Below are 13,462 nucleotides of genomic sequence, written 5' to 3' on the forward strand. Positions count from 1 at the left end.
TCTAAGGACCGTATTATTCTGTCCCTAAAAATGATGGAATTTACTATTGATTGTTACAATTCTCCGTTTGTTTACTAAGCCTGACAATCCTTACCGGTAAGGGTTTCGCTTCAGAGTAGCCGAAGTATTATATAGTTTACTGAATATCGAATGATAAGCTGCCTGTGACCTTCCTGAAGTTATTTCTTTTTATTTTTCATCAGAAAATAATAGGTCAGAAAACCTAATGATACAAAGACAGTAACTACCCCGTAAGGGAGCGGAGAGTTTTCATTATACGGAAGAAACTCCAGAACGATGAGCCCTATTCCTCCAAACATTAAAATGATTCCCCATTTCAGCATTTCAGACCCAAGGCCGGTAAGGTTGTTTAGAATAAGGAACATTTTTTCATCAATATGTTCTTTGTTCAGAATTTTCTTTTTCAGGTCGTAATTCGTCATTACTACTATAATAACAGAGATTGCAATAAGGATGGCAATGATTACTATAAAAGGTGCAAGGTGCTTCATTTTAGATGATTTTACCAATAGACAAAAAAATACGGCATGGGTTACAAAATTTTAAACAAATTAAAAAATTGTAACTGAATTAAAAAAATACTGTCTAATAGGATATGTTCGATGAAGAAAAAATCATTAATGATATACTAAAAGGCAACCTGAATACTTTTCAATTGGTTGTAAAACAGTATCAGAACCTGGTTTATTCTATTTTGAACAGAATGCTGGCCAACAATGAAGACATTGAAGATATTGGTCAGGAAGTTTTTATAAAGGTGTATGAAAACCTAAAAAAATTTAAAAAAGAGTCAAAACTCTCTACCTGGATTGCCAGAATTGCATATAATGTAACCATCAATCATCTGAAAAAAGAAAACAGGAATCATTTTGATGATATTGATGATCGTTTTGAATTTCATTCTACACCGGAAAACCCTGAAACAAAGCTTATCGGAAAAGAGCTTACTGATTATCTGAATCATCTGATTTCCGAACTGCCTCTACAATATCGAACCGTGATAACGCTTTATCATTGGGATGAGTTTAGTGTTCAGGAAATCTCTGAGATTACAAAATTTCCGGAAGGAACCGTGAAAGGCTATCTGTTCCGGGCACGAAAATTATTAAAAGAAAAATTACAAAAAGATGGATACCAATAGAAAGAAAATAGTGGACGATCTTAAGGAATATCAGGATATTTCTGAAAATGATATGAACGCCTATGAATTACTCTACACTCGTCTCGAGGAAAAAAACACCGATGGTTTTTCTTTAGGATTTTCAAAAAATATCATTCAAAAAATTGAAGCTAAACAACAACGCAGGTTTAATATAAAAATCTATTGTCTGGCTTCAATCTTAATACTGATAGGTATTCCATTTTTTATAGGTTTTATGGATCAGGAGTTTTTCACGCTGTTGTTATCAACTTTTCTGAAGTATAAATTACTGGTTGTAATGGTATTAGCAGGTGTGATCCTTATTCACTTCAGCGATCAATTGATATCAAAAAACAAAATTGACTGAATTCCGAAATAACGTAAGGCATTCTTCAATGCTAGCTTTTCATTAATTGTCTATATTTGAAAAATAACTTGCATTCCGCTCTTCTGGAGGGGTGGAATGTTGTTCTTACTCATCTATCGGTGTTTAGGGAATAAAAAAACCTTACTGAAATTCAGTAAGGAATGTATGTAAGCTTGTAGGATTTACGTTAAAACATCATCATTTTCTTCTTCATGGTCATCATCATTATCACTTAGGCTCCAATAATTGTTTTCTTCGTCTTCGGAGCCAATATCTTCCATTTCATCGTCGTCATCTGCTCCCGGAATATCCAATCCTTTATCAATTTTGTCATCTTCAAGATCTTCATCTAAAATAGGATTACCATCTCCGTCCAGCGAAATATGTTTTTCTTTCTTAAATATATCTTCGCTGGGACTGTACTCCATTTCTTCTAACTTCTTGTTTTGCTCGTTGGTATTATTTTCTGGTGCCATACTTTTAAGTTTTTTGGTTGATATAGATAGAACAAAAATAATTCCAAGTTATGATGAATGGCGAGAATAAACTTCAGGATTAGTGCAATGCGGCATTTTTTCGCCTTTTGAGAAAGCGATTATATTTCCGGCTGCCAGTTTTGCCATTCCGTTTCGGGCTTCAATAGTAGCGGACCCAATATGCGGAAGCACGCATACGCTTGAAAGTTCTAAGATAGGATCATCCGGAGATATAGGTTCCGGATTGGTAACATCCAAACCTGCACCCCAAATTTTCTTATCAAGCAATGCCCTGTAAAGATCTTTTTGATTATGGAATCCGCCTCTTGCAGTATTGATAAAAATCGCATCAGGTTTCATCTTTTCAAATACCGAATAATTAAACAGTTCTTTATGCTCAGGAGTAAAATTGGCATGCACACTCAAAACATCTGCGTTTTCTATCAGCTCATCAAAGGAAACATATTTTGCGCCCAATTCTTTTTCGGCTTCTTCGTTATGGTTTCGGTTATGGTAAATAATATTCATATCAAAAGCCTTTTTTGCTTTTTCAGCCATCTCAAAACCTATTCTTCCCAGCCCAAAAATACCCAGCGTTTTTCCGTAAAGCTCCTGTCCTAGGGCATGTAAAGGATCAAAATCATTCCAGTTTCCTTCTTTCACTTTCTGAAAATTATAGCTTGCTCTTCTGGCAACAGACTGCATCAAAAGAAAGGCTATGTCAGAAGTTGCCCTGCTCAAAACATCCGGTGTGTTTCCTACCGGAATATTTCTGTGGATGGCTTCTTTTATATCAACGTGGTCAAACCCTACGGAATATAGAGCAATAGCTTTAATATTGGGGCAAGCATCAAAAAATTCTTATCGTATTTAAAATCTCCGCCTACACTTAAGATGGTATCTGTATTTTTACAATATTCTATCCATTCTTCATAGGAGAGATTTTCATTTTCCGGAAGTATTACCTGCAGGCCTGCTTTTTTCAGCATTTCGATTCCGATTTCCGGAATTCTTTTGTTTACAAAAACTTTCATTGTCGTCTGTTAATGATTGGTGAATAAAAAACCTCACTCGCAAAAAGTAAGGTTATGTAACTTTAATATTAAAAATATTTCTTTTCATCCGAATGTTTTGTTCTGGATATCATCATGTTGATTGATAAAAATTGAATAGTGAGTTTTACCTGAATCCAATTTCCGTTCCGAAATAGGTTAAAATATTTTAAATTTTGGATAAAGCCAAGGGAATCTTATCTTTTATTAAAAACGGAGTAAAGTTCGTTTCTATTAAGAAGATAACTGCTATTGAAGAACTGGTGTTTGAGACCAGTACTGCTGCCAATTCCGGTAATTTATTTTAAAATTCAATCAAAAGTAATGGTACTACTGATTGGTGCTTCCCAACATCGGAACAAATTTGTAAGCTCCAAATTCTTCTTTTTCAAATTCTGTAGGGCCTATTTTGGTAAATCTGTACAAAACCTGTTCATCTGTAGGTCCCAGTGGAATAACCATTATTCCTCCAATATTCAGCTGTTTCAAGAGTTCTGTAGGTAAAGTGGATGCACCACAGGTAACGATAATTTTATCAAAAGGAGCAAAAGTAGGAAGCCCTGCAAAGCCATCTCCAAAACTCTGAAATTTTGGACTGAGATGGATCTCTCTGAGTTTCTTTTTTGAAAAGTCAAACAGATCTTTTTGCCTCTCAACGGTATACACCAAAGCTTTCATCGCCACCAAAACGGCAGTCTGATATCCACATCCTGTGCCTATTTCCAGTACTTTCTCGCCGGCTTTTACCTGGAGCAGTTCAGATTGTTCTGCTACTGTTGATGGGTGTGAAATAGTCTGATGCGCCAGAATGGGGAAAGCCCGGTCTTCATAAGCGAAATCTTCAAAAATACTTTCTATAAAAAGGTGTCTCGGAATTTCATTCATTGCCGAAAGTACCTTTTCATCTGAAATCCCGATTCTATAGCGGAGATATTCTACTAAATTCTTTCTTTTTCCTTTATGTACAAACGAATCCTGCATAGGACAAAAGTAAGAAATTAGATTTTAGATTCCAGAGATTGAGGGAAAGAATTATCCACAAAAACTACTTCTGCAATCTAACTTCTTTCTTATCTTTACAAAAATTTAATACAGCTATGTTAAAAGCAGGTTTGGTAGGTGCCGGACATTTAGGAAAAATACATTTAAAACTTCTTAATCAGTCAGATAGATACGAATTTGTAGGTTTCCATGATAAGGATGTTGAAAACGGAAAGAAATTAGAAGCCGAATTCGGATATAAATATTTTGAAAACTTTGATGAATTGCTTGGGCAGATCGACATGCTAGATATTGTCACTCCTACTATTTATCATTACGATTATGCGTTGAAGGCTATCGATAAGGGACTTCATTTCTTTATTGAAAAACCGGTTACTCAAACTCTGGAACAGGCGGAAGAAATTTTGCATTTATGCCAGCAAAACGGTATTAAAGCACAGGTTGGACACGTAGAAAGATATAATCCGGCTTTTATTGCGACTAAGGAATATATCAAGAATCCGATGTTTATTGAAATCCACAGACTTGCAGAGTTCAATCCGAGAGGTACTGACGTTTCTGTTGTTTTGGATCTTATGATCCATGATCTGGATATTTTATTAAGTATCGCGAAATCTAAAGTGAAAAATATTCATGCAAGTGGTGTATGCGTGGTGAGTAAGACTCCTGATATTGCCAATGCCAGAATAGAGTTTGAAAACGGATGTGTTGCCAATCTTACCACTTCAAGAATATCTATGAAAGCGATGAGAAAAAGCAGATTCTTCCAGAAAGATGCTTACGTTTCTGTTGATTTTCTTGAGAAAAAAGCAGAGGTTATCAAGATGAAAGATGCACCTGAGAACCCTACTCCATTTGATATGATTATTGAAAATGCTGAGGGAGAAAAGAATCAAATCTTGTTTGAATACCCTAATATTCAGCCTAATAATGCAATTTTAGACGAATTAAACTCTTTTGCTGATGCTATTACAGGCGATAAAAATGTAGAAGTTTCTCTTGAAGACGGAACTGAAGCTCTGAAAGTGGCCTTAGAGATTATGAAACTTATAAGTTAATATGACCATAAAGTCTGCTTTATTTTCTTTAGCAGCACTCACAATGCTATCTTGTAATCAGAAAAAAAATGGTTACGAGATAGATTGTGAGTATGAAAAAAAACAGGCTCAAAATGACTTCAACTATAAAAAATATACATGGACCATCTTCTCTGGGCAGGGCGGTTACATTCTGGGTAGAGAGGAATTCATCATACTGCTAAACCAAAATCATATAGAAACGATAGACATCCCGTTGTCCTGTATGAGATACGCTAATGATAGGTATGAAAACTGTCGTGAGATTGAGATGAACCGCCTTATCCGGCAAAAGTTTGGCAAGGGCTTTATTGACTCTTTGAAATACCTTGCTAACAAGAGGTTTATAGAAAATCATCCGGACGAAGTATTTTCTTATCAGGAATGTGATGATATATCCCGCTACCCAAATTCTACAGCAGATAATCAGTTCAAGAAAATCAGCCAGGATTACTTTATAAAATATCCTTCTCCTTCGAAGTACATCAAAAAGAATAAAGATGAACATTCTTCTTATACTTCCGCTTCTTTTGTTCTTACCAAAAACGGAAAAATTAAAGAATTAACAATAGATAGTGAATTTCAAAACAAAAAAAACAATATATTTGAAAAACAATTCAATACACAATTGGAAAATTTTGTTTTACAGACCGAATGGATACCTGGCAAAATAAATGGTCTCAATGTAGATTCATATTATGATGTCAGCATTCATTATGATTAATTTCTAATTATTTCCCTTCTATTTTAAACCATTGAAATACTATGAAAAGAACAATCCTATTATCCGCTTTATTATTGTCTCAATTTGGGACATCACAATTATTAAAAACCTCCGGACAAAAAATCGTTAACGATAAAGGTGAAAATATTCAGTTGAGAGGCCTTGGTCTTGGCGGCTGGATGCTTCAGGAGGGCTATATGCTAAAAACAGCTGATTTTGCAGGACCTCAGTATAAAATCAAGGAAAAAATAACTGACCTGATTGGAGAAGAGGGAATGAATGAATTCTATAAAGCCTATCTGAAAAACGGAATTACAAAACAGGACATCGATTTTCTTGCAAAAGCGGGCTTCAATTCTATCAGGCTTCCGATGCATTATAATCTGTACACTCTTCCTATTGAAAAAGAACCTGTAAAAGGTAAAGACACATGGCTGGACGAGGGGTTTAAAATGACTGATGACCTGCTTCAATGGTGTGCAGATAATAAAATCTATCTGATACTGGATCTGCATGCAGCTCCGGGCGGTCAGGGAAACGATGCTAACATTTCGGACAATGATAAATCCAAACCATCACTTTGGGATAGTGAAGAGAACCAGAGAAAAACGATAGCACTCTGGAAAAAACTGGCAGAACGTTACAAAAACAGTCCGTGGATTGGAGGTTATGACCTGATCAACGAACCTAATATTAACTTCACAGGGAAGAATCCAAACGGAACTGATGAAATGTCCAATGCTCCTCTCTGGAAGCTTCAGAAAGATATTACAGCGGCCATTCGGGAAGTGGATAAGAAACACATTATTTTCATAGAAGGAAATGCCTGGGGAAATAATTATAACGGTTTACCGGCTATCTGGGATCATAATATGGCATTCAGTTTTCATAAATACTGGAATTATAATGACGATTCTACCCTGAAGTCTGTACTGGATCTAAGAGAAAAACACAATATACCGATTTGGCTTGGAGAAACCGGTGAAAATTCCAATGTCTGGTTCACTGAGCTGATCCAGCTATTGGATAAGCATAATATCGGCTATGCATTCTGGCCGATGAAAAAGATAGATAACATCGCAGGGATTGCGAATGTAAAAATAACCCCAGAATATGAGAAGCTGCTGGATTACTGGAAAAATGGCGGTGAGAAACCTTCGAAGGAATATGCAAGGAAGGCTTTGATGAAGATTGCAGACCATTATAAGCTTAATAACACGGAAATTAAAACCGATGTTATTGATGCCATGTTCAGACAGGTTACAGATGCCTCTACAAAGCCATTCAGAAATCATCAGGTTCCCGGAAGAGTATTTGCTTCGGAATATGACCTGGGAAGAATAGGTGCTGCCTATGAGGATAAAGACTTCATCAATCTCTGGGTAAGTGACCCGGCTAAAAGGTCAGAATGGAACTCCGGCCAGCAGATGAGAAATGATGGTGTAGACCTTTATAAATGTAATGACAAGGTAACTAATCATTATTATGTAGGCAAGACAGAATCCGGAGAATGGCTTCAATATACTGTCAACTCCAAAGCAGCCCAAAATTATACATTTGATATCAGATATGCTGCTGATAAGGATTCAAAAATAAGAATTGAAAAACCTTCAGGAGAATCATTAGCCTCTGTATTGCTGCCTTCCGGCGGAGGAAAAGAAAACTGGAAAACGTTTTCTGTAAAAAATATTCCTCTTCAGAAAGGAGAAAATAAAATCAGGATATTCTTTGAAAATGACGGGGTCAACCTGAATTATTTTGAAGTAAAGTAATAATAATTATCTTAAATTACAGTTCTCTTTCGAAGACCGGAAGAGAACTTTTTAATTTTAATATTATGAAAAAAACAGCACTTCTTTTTCTTCTGATCTCTGCATTCTCATTTGCTCAGACTTCGCTTTTGGAACAGAAAATAAATTCAATTCTTAAAAACAAAAAAGCAACAGTAGGCGTTTCTGTCCTGGGTTTTGAAAATGGTTTTAAATATGATCAAAATGCAGATAAAAAACTCCCGATGCAAAGTGTATTTAAATTTCACATTGCCGTTGCAGTTTTGAATGCTGTAGATCAGGGAAAACTATCTCTGGATCAGAAAATCAAATTGGATGAATCAAACTTGCTTGAGAACACATGGTCGCCACTTCATGATCAATATGCAGGAAAAAATGTTGAAATCCCATTAAGTGAGGTGATTGAATATACTGTTGCCCTAAGTGATAATAATGGTTGTGATATTCTTCTCAAGCTATTGGGTGGAACGCAGACTGTGCAGAAGTTTATGGATTCCAAGGGGATAAAAGGTTTTAAGATCAAATATAATGAAGAGGCTATGCATAAAGCCTGGAATGCTCAGTATGAAAACTATAGTACTACAAAATCAGCGGTTGATGTTCTTAAAAAATTCTATGACGGAAAATTATTATCTAGGAAATCTACAGATTATCTGATGAAAGTAATGTGGTCTACGTCAACGGGATTGAATAAAATGGTAGAACAACTTCCCAAAAACACTCCGGTGGCAAGAAAAACAGGATCTTCAGGCAAAAATAAGGAAGGTATAACCGGTGCAGAAAATGAAATTGCAATTGTTACTTTACCCAATGGAAAACATTACGCAATTGCTGTATTTGTAAGTAATTCTTCAGAATCTGAAACTGTAAACTGCAAAATAATTTCTGATATCTCCAGGACGGTATGGGAATATTTTAATAAGTAAAATATTAACCTTAATTTTAGCGCCTAGAATTGAGTCCATCATTTATGAAAAAAATAATAACGGCTGCTGCTGTGTTTTGTTTTGCACTTGTCTTTTCTCAGAAGAATCAAAACTATTTAGAGATCGGCTATGCAAGCATATGTTGTGGTCCGCCATCTGACCAGCCTGTCATGAGTTACCTGAAAGAGTTTAAGAAAAAAAACCAGATCAAGAGTCTGGAAATCCTGAAACAGAGCGGTTTAGGCAGAGAGGGTGAATTTGCTTTATATATAGGCACGGATTATCTTACAAAAAATCAAAAAAACCGTCTTATACGCGGGCTTATGGCTACTGTTTCAAACCAGAACCAAAATCAGAGCAACAACAAAAAGCAAAGCAATAAGGGGAATGTCAATTTTGATTCGGCTACTGTTGTCAATCAATCTGATCTCATGAATGCAAAAAATTTAACTATCTATAAAAAATAAAAGAAAAATGATCAAAAACATTGTAGTTATCGGAGCGGGAACTATGGGGAACGGTATTGCCCATACTTTCGCACAAAGCGGTTTTAAAGTAAATCTTGTAGATGTATCTCAGGACGCTTTAGATAAGGGTTTAAAAACCATCACTACCAATCTTGACAGAATCATTGCGAAAGGAAATCTTACGGAGGAGCAGAAAGCTGAAACTTTAGGAAACATCACTACTTTTACAGCACTTACTGATGCTGTAGGGTCTGCTGATCTTGTTGTAGAGGCGGCTACTGAAAATCTTGATCTTAAATTAAAGATCTTCGGGCAAATGGATGAACTGGCACCTGCAGATTGTATTCTTGCTACCAATACCTCTTCTATTTCTATCACTAAAATCGCTGCTGCAACAAAAAGAGCAGATAAAGTAATCGGAATGCACTTTATGAACCCTGTTCCTATCATGAAGCTTGTTGAAATCATCAAAGGATATTCTACTTCTAAAGAAACTTTTGCTTCGATCTATGAAATGAGCAAAACATTAGGTAAAGTTCCGGTAGAGGTTAATGATTATCCTGGTTTTGTGGCCAACAGAATCTTAATGCCAATGATCAATGAGTCTATTGAAACACTTTATAACGGAGTAGCGGGTGTAGAGGAAATTGATACGGTAATGAAATTAGGTATGGCTCATCCGATGGGACCGCTTCAGTTAGCAGATTTTATTGGCCTTGATGTATGTCTTGCCATCCTGAATGTAATGTATGACGGTTTCAAAAATCCTAAATATGCTCCGAATCCATTACTTGTAAATATGGTAATGGCTGGAAAACTGGGTGTTAAATCTGGTGAAGGCTTCTATGATTATTCAGAAAGCAAAAAAGCTGAAAAAGTTTCAAAAATGTTTTTGAAGTAATTTTAAATCAATAATTTTATTTATCTTTGAGAAAGTTAAAACATTAAAAAAATGAAATTACCAAAGTTTTTATTAGCAGATAATTCGGAGTTTCCAGAAGATCTATTCGTAGTTCATACAGAATATCCAAGATTTATCCTAAACGTTGAGGAAGAAGAAGTTGAGTGGTTAGATGATCTTGAAGGTGATGATGAAGAAACGATGGCAGACGAAGCTACGAAAGTAGTAGAAGCAGCATTCAAATGGTGCGACGAGGAGTTGGCTAAGTACGACGAGGAAGAGGAAGATTAATAATTACACTCTAAACATAAAAAAGGAACTCAATTGAGTTCCTTTTGTTTTTTATTCTGATTTATTGAATTTCAATAATAAAAGATTGTCTTTATATAACTCTAAGGTATTTCCGGTAATCACATATTTGTTTGCTTTTCCCATCATATCCATAAAATTCTGCTCTACTCCGATGTTATTACACATCATTTTTGTAGACCCCATCTGACCTGCAGAAAAACCTCCTGTGGAAGGATCTATTGATGCTGTTCCAAAATAGTTATTGCATCCTGCATTTCCTGTGATCTTTTCCCCTTCAATATTTAATGTTGGAATTTTCCCTTTTACATTGTCAGCCAATGTCCATTTTGTATTTACAAGAGCTGGCTGTGCTTTTCCTACCTTAGATGCAGACGGGCTGCTCATAGTTCCACATGAAGCCAATACTGCTGCTGTACATATACTTAAAAAAAGATTTTTCATTTTTTTCTTTTTGAATTAACCCAAATTTACGGAAATTATATTATTTAAACGGTCTGGAAAGAATTTTATTATCCTTTAACATCTGGTATTTATACTTTATTTTAAATACTATTATTCAATAGTAACATCCCTTTAGCCAACCTCTTTAAAAACAAAAAACGGACTCAAAAGAGTCCGTTTACTATGATAATAAATATTTGTTTACAATTAAGATCTCAATTCGGCATTGAATTCTTTCTGGAAAGACTTGATAAGGGAATCCATTACTTCGGTAATCTCTTTTTCTTCTAACGTCTTTTCTTCGTTTAACAGCTCAAAACTCATTGCATAAGACTTTTTGCCTTCAGGAAGATTCTTACCTTCATATACATCGAATAAATTGATGCTCTTAATGAATGGGGATTTGTTCTTTTTCGCAGTCTGATACAATTCCTGATAATTGATATTTTTGTCAATCAATAAAGCTAAATCTCTTCTGATTTTATTGAATTTCGGGATATCTCTGAATTTCAATTCATTTTTAGAACGGAGTTCCTGAGCATATTCCAGTTCTATCTCAGCATAGAAACAGTCCTGATCAATATCAAAGTCTTTCAATAGTGAAGAAGCTACTTTTCCGATTCTTACTAAAGCTTTTCCATCTGCTTCGTATACCAAAGCATCTGAAAATCTCTCATCAGATAAAGCCACTTCTTTATAATCTACAGCAAGTCTTTCCAATAAAACTTTTACATAAGCTTTAAGGTTGTAGAAACTTACAGCAGATTTTGGCTGAAGCCAGTTTTCAGCAACATCTCTTCCTGATACCAAAACAGCAAGCTGCTTTCTTTCTTCATATTTATCTTTTTTATGATAAATTTTCCCGAATTCAAAGAACTTGATATCCTGATTTTTTCTATTGATATTATATACCGTATTCTGAAGAAGTCCTTCTAATAAAGACTTTCTCATGAATGCCAAATCTCCGCTCAAAGGGTTTAACAGTTTTACAGCATCTGTTTCATCTTTTACAGAAGTTAATGAATTGTTCATTACTTCGTTGAAACCAAGACCTTGTAAAGCTCTTGCCCAGCTGTTTTCCAGTTCATCCTGATCGTTTGCGCTCAGTTTAACCGGTGTAAATGAGAATTTTTGAGGAGCATCTATTTTGTTATAGCCATAGATTCTTAAAATCTCTTCAATGACATCAATTTCTCTTGTTACATCTGCTCTGTAAGCAGGAACAGAGATTTCAAAACCATTAGGAATTTCATTTAAAACCTGAATTTCCAGTGCTTTTAAGATTTCTTTTACTTTTTCTCTGTGGATCTTTGTTCCTAAAATCTGCTCGATTTTTGAAAATCTGATAATCACATAGTTATCTTCAATTTTCTTAGGATATTCTTCCAGCAACTCTCCTATCAGTTTCCCTTCAGCAATTTCCTGAATCATTTTGATAGCATGAGTGATCGCTGTTCTTGTAAGATTCGGGTCAACTCCTCTTTCAAATCTGAAAGATGCGTCTGTATTCAGAGCGTGGGCTTTTGCTCCTTTTCTTACTGCAATAGGGTTAAAATATGCGCTTTCCAGAAATACTGTTTTTGTAGTTTCAGATACTCCTGAGTTTTCACCTCCAAAAACTCCTGCAATACACATTGGATTATTTTTACCATCTTTGATCATGATTTCAGAACCGTTCAGAGTTCTTTCCACACCATCCAGGGTTGTAAATTTCGTTCCAGGGTTTACTGTTCCGACTTTTACTTTTTTATCTGCAATTTTATCTGCATCAAATGCATGAAGAGGCTGTCCATATCCGTGAAGGATATAGTTGGTAATATCTACAACATTATTGATAGGGCTTAGTCCGATTGCTTTCAATCTGTCTTTCAGCCAGCTTGGAGATTCTGCAATTTTTACATTCTCAATGACAGCACCAATGTATCTTGGGCACAATTCTGCATCTTCAATTTCCAGTTTAAAATCGTGAGAACCTTCGTTATTTAAAACTTCAGATGCTACTTTATTAAACTGAGACTTCAGTTGATTGGTAGAAAGATAGGCATGCAAGTCTCTGGCAACCCCATAGTGAGACATTGCGTCTGTTCTGTTGGGTGTTAATCCAATTTCAAAAACCTCATCATTGGTAAGTTCAAAATAATCTGCAAAGTTCTTCCCTACTTCATATTTGCTTTCATCTAAAACCATGATTCCTCCATGATCTTCGCTAAGGCCAAGTTCATCTTCAGCGCAAATCATTCCCTGAGAGACCTCACTTCTGATTTTTGCTTCTTTAATTTCAAAAAAGTTTCCTGTTTTGTCATAGATTTTGGTTCCGACAACGGCTACAGGAACCGTCTGCCCCGCTTCTACATTAGGAGCTCCGCAAACAATGTTTAACACTTTTCCGTTTCCTATGTCTACTGTTGTCTTCTTCAGTTTATCAGCATTAGGATGTTTTTCGCAAGTTAAAACCTTACCTACAACAATTCCTTCCAGACTGCCTCTTACACTTTCAAATTTATCTATCCCTTCAACTTCAAGACCTATGTCTGTAAGGAATTCACCGATTCTTTCAGTTTTCAATTCCGTTTTTACAAAGTCCTTCAGCCAGTTGTTTGATATTTTCATTTGTTTATCTATCTACTTTTTTAGTTGGTCAGAGGAAACCGAGGGTTTCTTCTGCTTTATTTTGAAACTTTTACTTGAAATTCCACGCCTTTATTCGGTATGATTTTTCGAGCTACAAATGTCGTGTTTTTTTGATAAATAGAGAAATTTCGAAAC

The 13,462-nt window shown here is 35.5% G+C and carries 17 protein-coding genes; 10 read left to right on the forward strand and 7 right to left on the reverse strand.

Annotation, left to right across the window (positions count from 1 at the left end):
- Window positions 1-179: 179 nt before the first annotated feature.
- A complete protein-coding gene (locus LF887_RS14390) occupies window positions 180-512 on the reverse strand; it encodes a DUF6249 domain-containing protein (protein WP_236854940.1) in 333 nt (110 codons plus the stop codon).
- 104 nt (window positions 513-616) lie between these two features.
- On the opposite strand from LF887_RS14390, the gene LF887_RS14395 reads away from it, so the two are divergent.
- Window positions 617-1,162 (forward strand): RNA polymerase sigma factor, encoded by a 546-nt coding sequence (locus LF887_RS14395; protein WP_236854941.1) that lies wholly within the window; start codon window positions 617-619, stop codon window positions 1,160-1,162.
- Window positions 1,149-1,529, forward strand: coding sequence for a hypothetical protein (locus LF887_RS14400; protein ID WP_236854942.1), 381 nt, complete (start codon window positions 1,149-1,151; stop codon window positions 1,527-1,529). The genes LF887_RS14395 and LF887_RS14400 overlap by 14 nt, the downstream gene beginning before the upstream one ends.
- 182 nt (window positions 1,530-1,711) lie before the next feature.
- On the opposite strand, the gene LF887_RS14405 is transcribed toward LF887_RS14400, so the two are convergent.
- The 3 genes from LF887_RS14405 to LF887_RS14415 are packed head-to-tail and all read right to left on the reverse strand — an operon-like array spanning window position 1,712 to window position 3,039.
- On the reverse strand, window positions 1,712-2,005 hold the full coding sequence (locus LF887_RS14405) for a hypothetical protein (protein WP_236854943.1): 294 nt from the start codon (window positions 2,003-2,005) through the stop codon (window positions 1,712-1,714).
- A 48-nt stretch (window positions 2,006-2,053) separates the two neighbouring features.
- On the reverse strand, window positions 2,054-2,842 hold the full coding sequence (locus tag LF887_RS14410) for a 2-hydroxyacid dehydrogenase (protein ID WP_317207810.1): 789 nt from the start codon (window positions 2,840-2,842) through the stop codon (window positions 2,054-2,056).
- Complete coding sequence (locus LF887_RS14415) at window positions 2,815-3,039, reverse strand: hypothetical protein (RefSeq protein ID WP_236854944.1); 225 nt, start codon at window positions 3,037-3,039, stop codon at window positions 2,815-2,817. The genes LF887_RS14410 and LF887_RS14415 overlap by 28 nt, the downstream gene beginning before the upstream one ends.
- 194 nt (window positions 3,040-3,233) lie before the next feature.
- Between LF887_RS14415 and LF887_RS24245 the strand changes: the two genes are divergently transcribed.
- Complete coding sequence (locus tag LF887_RS24245; RefSeq protein WP_262912472.1) at window positions 3,234-3,365, forward strand: hypothetical protein; 132 nt, start codon at window positions 3,234-3,236, stop codon at window positions 3,363-3,365.
- A gap of 22 nt (window positions 3,366-3,387) precedes the next feature.
- Here LF887_RS24245 and LF887_RS14420 read toward each other — a convergent pair whose 3' ends face one another.
- The gene (locus LF887_RS14420; RefSeq protein ID WP_236854945.1) at window positions 3,388-4,038 is read right to left on the reverse strand and encodes a protein-L-isoaspartate(D-aspartate) O-methyltransferase; all 651 of its coding nucleotides are present in this window, start codon (window positions 4,036-4,038) and stop codon (window positions 3,388-3,390) included.
- A gap of 116 nt (window positions 4,039-4,154) precedes the next feature.
- On the opposite strand from LF887_RS14420, the gene LF887_RS14425 reads away from it, so the two are divergent.
- From LF887_RS14425 to LF887_RS14455, 7 genes are all read left to right on the forward strand, one after another.
- Entirely contained in the window at window positions 4,155-5,117 is a 963-nt protein-coding gene (locus tag LF887_RS14425; protein ID WP_236854946.1) for a Gfo/Idh/MocA family protein, read from the forward strand.
- A gap of 1 nt (window position 5,118) precedes the next feature.
- Entirely contained in the window at window positions 5,119-5,859 is a 741-nt protein-coding gene (locus LF887_RS14430; RefSeq protein WP_236854947.1) for a hypothetical protein, read from the forward strand.
- Window positions 5,860-5,900: 41 nt separating this feature from the next.
- Entirely contained in the window at window positions 5,901-7,631 is a 1,731-nt protein-coding gene (locus LF887_RS14435) for a cellulase family glycosylhydrolase (protein WP_236854948.1), read from the forward strand.
- Window positions 7,632-7,696: 65 nt separating this feature from the next.
- Window positions 7,697-8,575: a CGA/CIA family class A beta-lactamase gene (gene bla-A, locus LF887_RS14440; protein WP_236854949.1), complete on the forward strand. Its 879-nt coding sequence runs from the start codon at window positions 7,697-7,699 to the stop codon at window positions 8,573-8,575.
- A gap of 44 nt (window positions 8,576-8,619) precedes the next feature.
- Window positions 8,620-9,042, forward strand: coding sequence for a hypothetical protein (locus tag LF887_RS14445; RefSeq protein WP_236854950.1), 423 nt, complete (start codon window positions 8,620-8,622; stop codon window positions 9,040-9,042).
- A gap of 10 nt (window positions 9,043-9,052) precedes the next feature.
- On the forward strand, window positions 9,053-9,943 hold the full coding sequence (locus LF887_RS14450; protein WP_236859510.1) for a 3-hydroxybutyryl-CoA dehydrogenase: 891 nt from the start codon (window positions 9,053-9,055) through the stop codon (window positions 9,941-9,943).
- A 51-nt stretch (window positions 9,944-9,994) separates the two neighbouring features.
- Window positions 9,995-10,234, forward strand: a complete 240-nt coding sequence (locus LF887_RS14455) for a hypothetical protein (RefSeq protein WP_002977986.1) — start codon at window positions 9,995-9,997, stop codon at window positions 10,232-10,234.
- Between the two features lie 51 nt (window positions 10,235-10,285).
- On the opposite strand, the gene LF887_RS14460 is transcribed toward LF887_RS14455, so the two are convergent.
- Window positions 10,286-10,696 carry an META domain-containing protein gene (locus tag LF887_RS14460; RefSeq protein ID WP_236854951.1) on the reverse strand — a complete coding sequence of 137 codons (411 nt, stop codon included), beginning with the start codon at window positions 10,694-10,696 and terminating at the stop codon, window positions 10,286-10,288.
- A gap of 207 nt (window positions 10,697-10,903) precedes the next feature.
- Window positions 10,904-13,306 (reverse strand): phenylalanine--tRNA ligase subunit beta, encoded by a 2,403-nt coding sequence (gene pheT, locus LF887_RS14465; RefSeq protein ID WP_236854952.1) that lies wholly within the window; start codon window positions 13,304-13,306, stop codon window positions 10,904-10,906.
- Between the last annotated feature and the right edge of the window lie 156 nt (window positions 13,307-13,462).

This window comes from Chryseobacterium sp. MEBOG06 (genome assembly GCF_021869765.1).
Taxonomy (GTDB): domain Bacteria; phylum Bacteroidota; class Bacteroidia; order Flavobacteriales; family Weeksellaceae; genus Chryseobacterium.

Coding starts and splice junctions, on each gene's coding strand:
- LF887_RS14455 (WP_002977986.1), top strand. CDS start 9,995: ATGAAATTACCAAAGTTTTTATTAGCAGATAATTCGGAGTTTCCAGAA.
- pheT (WP_236854952.1), bottom strand. CDS start 13,306: ATGAAAATATCAAACAACTGGCTGAAGGACTTTGTAAAAACGGAATTG.
- LF887_RS14405 (WP_236854943.1), bottom strand. CDS start 2,005: ATGGCACCAGAAAATAATACCAACGAGCAAAACAAGAAGTTAGAAGAA.
- bla-A (WP_236854949.1), top strand. CDS start 7,697: ATGAAAAAAACAGCACTTCTTTTTCTTCTGATCTCTGCATTCTCATTT.
- LF887_RS14415 (WP_236854944.1), bottom strand. CDS start 3,039: ATGAAAGTTTTTGTAAACAAAAGAATTCCGGAAATCGGAATCGAAATG.
- LF887_RS14400 (WP_236854942.1), top strand. CDS start 1,149: ATGGATACCAATAGAAAGAAAATAGTGGACGATCTTAAGGAATATCAG.
- LF887_RS14430 (WP_236854947.1), top strand. CDS start 5,119: ATGACCATAAAGTCTGCTTTATTTTCTTTAGCAGCACTCACAATGCTA.
- LF887_RS14445 (WP_236854950.1), top strand. CDS start 8,620: ATGAAAAAAATAATAACGGCTGCTGCTGTGTTTTGTTTTGCACTTGTC.
- LF887_RS14390 (WP_236854940.1), bottom strand. CDS start 512: ATGAAGCACCTTGCACCTTTTATAGTAATCATTGCCATCCTTATTGCA.
- LF887_RS14425 (WP_236854946.1), top strand. CDS start 4,155: ATGTTAAAAGCAGGTTTGGTAGGTGCCGGACATTTAGGAAAAATACAT.
- LF887_RS14460 (WP_236854951.1), bottom strand. CDS start 10,696: ATGAAAAATCTTTTTTTAAGTATATGTACAGCAGCAGTATTGGCTTCA.
- LF887_RS14395 (WP_236854941.1), top strand. CDS start 617: ATGTTCGATGAAGAAAAAATCATTAATGATATACTAAAAGGCAACCTG.
- LF887_RS14435 (WP_236854948.1), top strand. CDS start 5,901: ATGAAAAGAACAATCCTATTATCCGCTTTATTATTGTCTCAATTTGGG.
- LF887_RS14420 (WP_236854945.1), bottom strand. CDS start 4,038: ATGCAGGATTCGTTTGTACATAAAGGAAAAAGAAAGAATTTAGTAGAA.